Annotated in this window: 8 protein-coding genes; 2 read left to right on the top strand and 6 right to left on the bottom strand. The window is 72.7% G+C overall.

Translation table 11 applies throughout. From position 1 onward, the window contains the following. Window positions 1–44: 44 nt before the first annotated feature. Window positions 45–440 (bottom strand): CBS domain-containing protein, encoded by a 396-nt coding sequence (locus ACWGDE_RS13485; protein ID WP_453389121.1) that lies wholly within the window; start codon window positions 438–440, stop codon window positions 45–47. A 175-nt stretch (window positions 441–615) separates the two neighbouring features. Then, window positions 616–1,422, bottom strand: a complete 807-nt coding sequence (gene hisN, locus ACWGDE_RS13480; RefSeq protein ID WP_453389120.1) for a histidinol-phosphatase — start codon at window positions 1,420–1,422, stop codon at window positions 616–618. A gap of 121 nt (window positions 1,423–1,543) precedes the next feature. Here hisN and ACWGDE_RS13475 point away from each other — a divergent pair, with 121 nt between their 5' ends. Then, complete coding sequence (locus tag ACWGDE_RS13475) at window positions 1,544–2,182, top strand: TetR/AcrR family transcriptional regulator (RefSeq protein WP_453389119.1); 639 nt, start codon at window positions 1,544–1,546, stop codon at window positions 2,180–2,182. Here ACWGDE_RS13475 and ACWGDE_RS13470 read toward each other — a convergent pair. The 4 genes from ACWGDE_RS13470 to ACWGDE_RS13455 all read right to left on the bottom strand — a co-directional run bounded on the left by ACWGDE_RS13470 (window position 2,148) and on the right by ACWGDE_RS13455 (window position 5,785). After that, window positions 2,148–2,471 carry a DMT family transporter gene (locus tag ACWGDE_RS13470; protein WP_069921864.1) on the bottom strand — a complete coding sequence of 108 codons (324 nt, stop codon included), beginning with the start codon at window positions 2,469–2,471 and terminating at the stop codon, window positions 2,148–2,150. The two genes, ACWGDE_RS13475 and ACWGDE_RS13470, sit on opposite strands and share 35 nt — an antisense overlap. 153 nt (window positions 2,472–2,624) lie before the next feature. Next, window positions 2,625–3,635 carry a ribosome small subunit-dependent GTPase A gene (gene rsgA / locus ACWGDE_RS13465; protein WP_453389118.1) on the bottom strand — a complete coding sequence of 337 codons (1,011 nt, stop codon included), beginning with the start codon at window positions 3,633–3,635 and terminating at the stop codon, window positions 2,625–2,627. Between the two features lie 8 nt (window positions 3,636–3,643). Next, window positions 3,644–4,996 carry a 3-phosphoshikimate 1-carboxyvinyltransferase gene (gene aroA / locus ACWGDE_RS13460; protein WP_453389117.1) on the bottom strand — a complete coding sequence of 451 codons (1,353 nt, stop codon included), beginning with the start codon at window positions 4,994–4,996 and terminating at the stop codon, window positions 3,644–3,646. Between the two features lie 75 nt (window positions 4,997–5,071). After that, window positions 5,072–5,785 carry a M50 family metallopeptidase gene (locus ACWGDE_RS13455; protein WP_453389116.1) on the bottom strand — a complete coding sequence of 238 codons (714 nt, stop codon included), beginning with the start codon at window positions 5,783–5,785 and terminating at the stop codon, window positions 5,072–5,074. 53 nt (window positions 5,786–5,838) lie between these two features. Between ACWGDE_RS13455 and ACWGDE_RS13450 the strand changes: the two genes are divergently transcribed. Then, window positions 5,839–6,654 carry an SOS response-associated peptidase gene (locus tag ACWGDE_RS13450; protein WP_453389115.1) on the top strand — a complete coding sequence of 272 codons (816 nt, stop codon included), beginning with the start codon at window positions 5,839–5,841 and terminating at the stop codon, window positions 6,652–6,654. Window positions 6,655–6,672: the final 18 nt, after the last annotated feature.

Raw genomic sequence — 6,672 nt, 5'->3', positions numbered from 1 at the left:
GGTGTCCCCGAGAGGGGGCGCCGGCCCGTCGGCTGTTTCCGGCTCTACGCGGGTACGCGGCTGCGCCGGCTCGGAGCCCAGCAGCGGATGACGTCGCGGACGGAGACGATGCCCACGGGGCCGCCGTCCTCCAGCACGATCAGATGCCGGAAGCCGCCGTGGGCCATCGCCTCGGCGGCTTCCTGCACCGTGGCGTCCGGCGTGCAGAAGACCACGTTGTTGGTGGTGTGCGCGCCCACGGACTCGCGGTCGGGGTCGTGCCCCGCGCCGATCGAGTTGAGGATGTCGCGCTCGGTCAGAATGCCGATGCCGCTGTGCTCGGGATCGAGGACGACCGCCGCGCCGACGCGTCGGCCGGACATCAGGCAGGCCGCCTGACGCAGGGTGTGAGTGGGTCCGAGGGTGAGGATCACGGTGCTCATGGCGTCACGGACGAGCATGAAGAGAGCCACCTCCTGAGAGTCCCTCCGCTCGGGTGGGGTGCGCCGCGAAGGCCTTCACTTAGAGAAGGCCTTCACAAGCGCACAAGCGGAGGAGTCCCAGATTCCCATGGACACGGAGTGTCAGCAAGGAGGCGCGTAAGGTGGTGTGCTCAGCACGTACGGGCGCACGGGATCAGGCGCTCGGGCGCAGCAGCTCCAGCATCCGCCCGTGAAGCAGCCCGTTCGAGGCCGCCGCGTTCCCGCCGTGCACGCCGTCCACCCCGTCCAGGTCGGTGAAGCGGCCGCCGGCCTCCTCCACCACGACCGCCAGGGCGGCCATGTCCCACAGGTTGAGCTCCGGCTCGGCGCACAGGTCGAGCGAGCCCTCGGCGACCATCATGTACGGCCAGAAGTCGCCGTAGCCACGGGTGCGCCAGCACGCGCGGGTCAAGTCGAGGAAGCCGGGCAGCCGCCCCTGCTCCTCCCAGCCGCTCAGCGAGGAGTAGGCGAAGGAGGCGTCGGCCAGGTCGGCGACCTTGGAGACGCCGAGCGCGGTGGTCGCGCCGAGCGCGCCTCCCGTGTACGCGCCCTTGCCGCGCGCCGCCCACCAGCGGCGGCCCAGTGCCGGGGCGGACACCACGCCGACGACGGGCCGGAAGACCCCGTCCGCGGGGTCCTCCTCCATCAGGGAGATCAGCGTCGCCCAGACCGGCACGCCGCGCACGTAGTTCTTCGTCCCGTCGATCGGGTCCACGACCCAGCGGCGCGGGCCGTCGCCCTTGAGGCCGTACTCCTCGCCCAGGATCGCGTCGTCGGGCCGCGCGGCGGAGATCCCGGCCCGGACGATCTCCTCGGTGGCGGTGTCGGCCTCGCTCACCGGGGTCATGTCGGGCTTCGTCTCGACCTTGAGGTCGAGGGCGCGGAACCGCTCCATCGTGGCGGCGTCCGCCGCGTCGGCGAGTTCGAGGGCAAGGCGCAGGTCATCGTCATACTCGGACATGGCCGAACAGTACCGAGACCGCCGGGCCCCCGTGGCGGGCGTCCACGGTGCGGGCCGCGCACCCTTGACAGGACCTGTCGGTCCGTCAACTCTGGCGGAGACGTCAAAGGGGGAGGCGACGGTGCCGACGGCCCGGGAGTCCTTGCTGGAAGCGGCGGGAGCGGCCCTCGCGGCGCGCCCTTGGCCGGCCGTGCGGATGGTCGACGTGGCGGCCGCCGCCGGGGTGTCGCGCCAGACCCTCTACAACGAGTTCGCCGGCAAGGCGGGCCTGGGCCACGCCCTGGTCCGGCGCGACGCCGCCTGGTACCTCGACGGGGTGGACCGGGTGCTGGACTCCCCGCGCGGAGCGGCCGAGCGGCTCGCGGAGGTCGCGGAGTGGACCGTGCGCGCGGCCGAGGCGCGTCCCCTCGTACGGGCCCTGCTGACGGGGTGCTGGAACGGGAACTTACCCGTCCCGGCCGGGCGGGGGGTGCGGCCGGGGCTGCCCGCGCTCGGGCCCGCCGAACTGGTCCGCGCCGTGCGCGAACGGGCCGGCGAGGCCTTCGCGGCGGGGGAGGGGGCGCAGCGGTGCGAGCTGGCCGTCCGGCTCGCGGTGTCCTACCTGATCGCCCCGGCCAGCCAGCCGGGACCCGGGTCCGGGGAACTGCTGCGGCTGTTCAACGGGCTGGGCCTCGACGGAACCGGCCCCGATGCCGAGGGCCCCGAGGGGACGGGCCGGACGGGCCTCAGTGCGCCGAGCCCGACAGCTGGAGCCCGATGACGCCGAGGATGACCAGCGAGATCGAGACGAGCTTGAGGGTGGAGACCAGGTCGCCGAGGAAGACCATCCCGTAGATGGCGGTCCCCGCGGCCCCGATCCCCGTCCACACCGCGTAGGCCGGGCCCACGTCCAGCTTCTTCAGGGCCAGCGTCAGCAGGCCGAAGCTCCCGAGCGCGAAGCAGGCGAAGGCGACCGTCGGCCACAGCCGGGTGAAGCCGTGCGACAGCTTGAGGCAGACCGCGAAGCCCGTTTCCAGGATTCCGGCGACCACGACCAACAGCCACGCCATGGCGTATGCCTCCCCGCGTCACGTGGTGAGCTCTTGGCCTCGGCCGTCGCACCACTTGGTGCGATTATGCATTTACCAGACATCACGTATGGCAAACCCCGCCGGACGATCAATCGCCGATCAGCGGGCGATCGGCCGTCGGCCGACGGGCGATCAGTCGCCCTCGCGCCGCTCGCGCGTCTGCAGCAGCCGCCGCAGCGAGTACAGCCGCGCGGGGTCCGCGTGGCCGTCCTCCACCCACTTGTCGAGCGCGCAGTCCGGCTCGTCGTGGCTGCACGCGCGCGGGCACCCCTCGGTACCCGGCACCAGCTCCGGGAAGGCCAGGATCACCCGGGACGGGTCCACGTGGTGCAGGCCGAAGGAGCGCACGCCCGGGGTGTCGATGACCCAGCCGTCCGCGCCCGGCAGCGGCAGCGCGAGCGCGGAGGTGGTGGTGTGCCGGCCGCGGCCGGTCACCGCGTTGACCACTCCGGTGGCGCGCTGGCGGCCCTCGGCGACCAGCGAGTTCACCAGCGTGGTCTTGCCGACGCCCGAGTGGCCGACGAAAGCGGTGATCCGGCCGTTGAGGTGCTCGCGCACCCGGTCGGCCGCGTCGCCCGTCGCCAGCTCCTCGCGGTTGGTGACCACGTAGTTCAGCCCGAAGGTCGAGTAGATCTCCAGGATCTTGTCCGCGGAGGTCAGGTCGGACTTGGTGAGCACCAGCAGCGGCTCCAGCCCGGCGTCGTACGCGGCCACCAGGCAGCGGTCGATCATCCGGGGCCGCGGTTCCGGGTCGGCCAGGGCCGTCACGATCGCCAGCTGGTCGGCGTTGGCGACGACGACGCGCTCGTACGGGTCGTCGTCGTCGGCCGTGCGCCGCAGTACGGACTTGCGCTCCTCGATCCGCACGATGCGGGCGAGGGTGTCCTTCTTGCCGGACAGGTCGCCGACGATCCAGACGCGGTCGCCGACCACCGCGGCCTTGCGGCCCAGCTCCCTGGACTTCATCGCGTGGATCGTGCGGTTCTCGACCAAGCAGGTCAGCCGGCCGCGGTCGACGGTCAGGACGAAGCCCTCGGAGGCGTCCTCGTGCTTGGGGCGGATGGTCGTACGCGGCCGGTTGCCCTTGGGGTTGGGCCGCTGACGGATGTCGTCCTCGTCGGTGTGCTTGCCGTACCTGCGCATGGCGGTCCCTACGCTCCCGCTCCCCGTACGGCTTGGCCGAGCATGTCGGCCCACATCTTCGGGAAGTCCGGCAGGGTCTTCGCGGTCGTCGCCACGTTCTCCACGAGCACGCCCTCCACGGCCAGGCCGATCACCGCGCCGGCGGTCGCCATCCGGTGGTCGTCGTACGTGTGGAACGTGCCGCCGTGCAGCGGGCGCGGCCGGATCCGCAGACCGTCCTCGGTCTCCGTGACGTCGCCGCCCAGACCGTTGATCTCCTTGGTGAGCGCCGCCAGCCGGTCCGTCTCGTGCAGCCGCAGGTGCTGGACGCCGCGCAGCACGGACTCCGAGTCGGCCAGCGCCGCGACCGCCGCGATGCCCGGGGTGAGCTCGCCGACCTCGCCCAGGTCCACGTCGATGCCGTGGATCTTGCCGGTGCCGGTGAAGACCAGCCCCGCGTCGGTCAGCTCGCAGGAGCCGCCCATCTCCGTGAAGATCCGGCGCAGCGCGTCGCCGGGCTGCGTGGTGCGGCGCGGCCAGTCCGGGATGGTGACCGTACCGCCGGTGATCATGGCCGCGGCCAGGAAGGGCTGCGCGTTGGAGAGGTCCGGCTCCACGACCAGGTCGCGGCCGAGCAGGGCGCCGGGGGCGACCCGCCAGACGTTCTTCTCGCCGCCGGCCTCGGGGGTGTCGACCTGGGCGCCCGCCGCGCGCAGCATCTCCACCGTCATCCGGATGTGCGGCATGGACGGCAGGTTGGTGCCCACGTGCCGGACCTCGACGCCCTGGTTGAAGCGCGGGGCGGAGAGCAGCAGCGCGGAGACGAACTGCGAGGAGTTGGTCGCGTCGATCTCGACGGTGCCGCCCTCCAGGGCCCCGCCGCCCTGGACGGTCAGCGGCAGCGCGCCGCGGCCGTCGTCGTCGATGCGGGCGCCGAGGGTGCGCAGCGCCGTGATGACCTGGCCGAGGGGGCGCTCGTAGGAGCGCGGGTCGCCGTCGAAGCGGATGTCTCCGGCGGCGAGGGTGGCGACCGGCGGCAGGAAGCGCATGACCGTGCCCGCGTTGCCGACGTCGACGGTGGCCGGGCCGTGCAGCGCGGCCGGGATGATCCGCCAGGCCTCGCCGCTCTCGCCCGCCCCGGCGGAGCTGGAGGAGACGGTCTCCTCGATGCCGACGCCCAGCGCGCGCAGCGCGTCGGACATCAGCTGGGAGTCGCGCGAGCGCAGCGGACGGCGCACCCAGCCCGGCTCGGAGGCGAGCGCGGCGAGCACGAGGGCGCGGTTGGTGACCGATTTGGACCCGGGCACGGTGACGGTGGCCTGGACGGCGGAGTCGGCGAGCGGGGCGGGCCAGAGGGCGGGGAGAGCGGGGGTCTCGGTCATGGCCACCACTTTAGTGGCTTCCGGTGGCCACAGATCTTGATCGCGGAGGCGTCTCGGCGGTCGGACGGACCTCGCTCAGAGCGCCAGCAGCCAGCGGCCGCCGCCGACCAGCGAGCACAGCGCGACCACGTGGAAGAGCAGCAGCCACGCCACCGGGTGCACATGAGTGAGGCGGCCCAGCTGGTCGGCGTCCGAATCGGGCGCTCCGCCGTGCCGGCGCTTCGCCCCCAGCTCGAACACCGGCCGGACCCCGCCCAGGAGCAGGAACCACACCACGGCGTAGGCGAAGACCGCCTGCACGTCGGCCGTGGCCAGCCAGGAGACCAGGACGAAGGTGGCGCCCGTCAGCACCACCGTCAGCAGCCCGTACGCGTTGCGGATCATCACCAGCAGCGCCAGCAGCAGCGCGGTCGCCACCCACAGCAGCAGCGTGATCCGGTGCGCGGAGAGCAGGGCCGCCCCGCCGAGGCCGAGCAGCGAGGGCGCCGTGTACCCGGCGGCGGCGGTGAGGATCATCCCGAGGCCGTCCGGCTTGCCCCGGCTGAGGGTGACCCCGCTGGTGTCCGAGTGCAGCCGGATCCCCTGCAGCTTCCGCTTGGTCAGCAGCGCCATCAGCCCGTGGCCGCCTTCGTGCGCGATGGTGATCGCGTTGCGCGACAGCCGCCACAGCGGGCGCGGTCCCACGGTGGCCAGCGCGGCCAGGCCCGTCGCGATCACCAGCCACCGGTCGGGGAGGGCCTGTATGCCGGTGAGCCGGTCCCACAGGCCGGCGGTGGTGCTGCTGTCCATGAGGTGGCGGACTCCTTGCGGTGGTGGTTGGGTGCCATGGCAGTGTGGCAGCCATGTGCGGAAGGTATGCAGCGAGTCGTAAGCCCGAGGATCTGGTGGAGGTCTTCGGCGTGGAGCGGTGGGAGTCCGAGGAGACCCTGGCCCCCGACTGGAACGTGGCCCCGACGAAAGAGGTCCACGTCATCCTCGACCGTCCATTGAAAGACGCTCCGAGTCCGCGTCCGGTTCGCCAGCTCAGGGTCCTGAAATGGGGGCTCGTCCCGTCCTGGGCGCAGAATCCCGACGGCGCCGCCCGGATGATCAACGCCCGGTCCGAGACCGTCGCCGAGAAGCCGTCCTTCCGCCGCCCCTTCGCGCAGCGCCGCTGCATCATCCCGGCCGACGGCTACTACGAGTGGGTCACCGCCCACGACGAGCGGCAGCTGGAGGTCGAGGGGAAGAAGAAGCGGGCCCGCAAGCAGCCCTACTTCGTCCTCCCCGCCGACGGCTCCGTCTTCGCCATGGCCGGCATATACGAGTTCTGGCGCGACCGGACCCTGCCCGACGAGCACCCGCTCGCCTGGTGGGCCACCTGCTCGGTGCTCACCGCGGAGGCCGAGACCGGACCGCTGGGCGTGGCCCCGGCCGACGGACCGCGCTCCCTCTCCGAGATCCACCCCCGGATGCCGCTGATGCTCACCCCGGACCGGTGGGACGCCTGGCTGGACCCGGCGCGCACCGACCCCGACGAGCTCCAGGCCCTGCTCGCCCCGCCGCCGGGCGGCCTGATGCGCGCCTACCCCGTCTCCACGGCCGTGAGCAACGTGCGCAACAACGGGCCCGAGATGCTGGAGGAACTGGCCGCGCCGGAGGAGAGCACGCTCTTCTGAGCCCGGCATGATCGGGGG

This window comes from Streptomyces sp. NPDC054956 (genome assembly GCF_053609185.1).
The sequence above is the reverse complement of the archived record's forward strand: the minus strand, read 5'-3'. Positions and strand labels throughout refer to the sequence as shown.

Excerpts from the sequence above, each read along its gene's own strand:
- ACWGDE_RS13485 (WP_453389121.1), bottom strand. The coding sequence starts at position 440 with ATGCTCGTCCGTGACGCCATGAGCACCGTGATCCTCACCCTCGGACCC.
- hisN (WP_453389120.1), bottom strand. The coding sequence starts at position 1,422 with ATGTCCGAGTATGACGATGACCTGCGCCTTGCCCTCGAACTCGCCGAC.
- ACWGDE_RS13470 (WP_069921864.1), bottom strand. The coding sequence starts at position 2,471 with ATGGCGTGGCTGTTGGTCGTGGTCGCCGGAATCCTGGAAACGGGCTTC.
- rsgA (WP_453389118.1), bottom strand. The coding sequence starts at position 3,635 with ATGCGCAGGTACGGCAAGCACACCGACGAGGACGACATCCGTCAGCGG.
- aroA (WP_453389117.1), bottom strand. The coding sequence starts at position 4,996 with ATGACCGAGACCCCCGCTCTCCCCGCCCTCTGGCCCGCCCCGCTCGCC.
- ACWGDE_RS13455 (WP_453389116.1), bottom strand. The coding sequence starts at position 5,785 with ATGGACAGCAGCACCACCGCCGGCCTGTGGGACCGGCTCACCGGCATA.
- ACWGDE_RS13450 (WP_453389115.1), top strand. The coding sequence starts at position 5,839 with ATGTGCGGAAGGTATGCAGCGAGTCGTAAGCCCGAGGATCTGGTGGAG.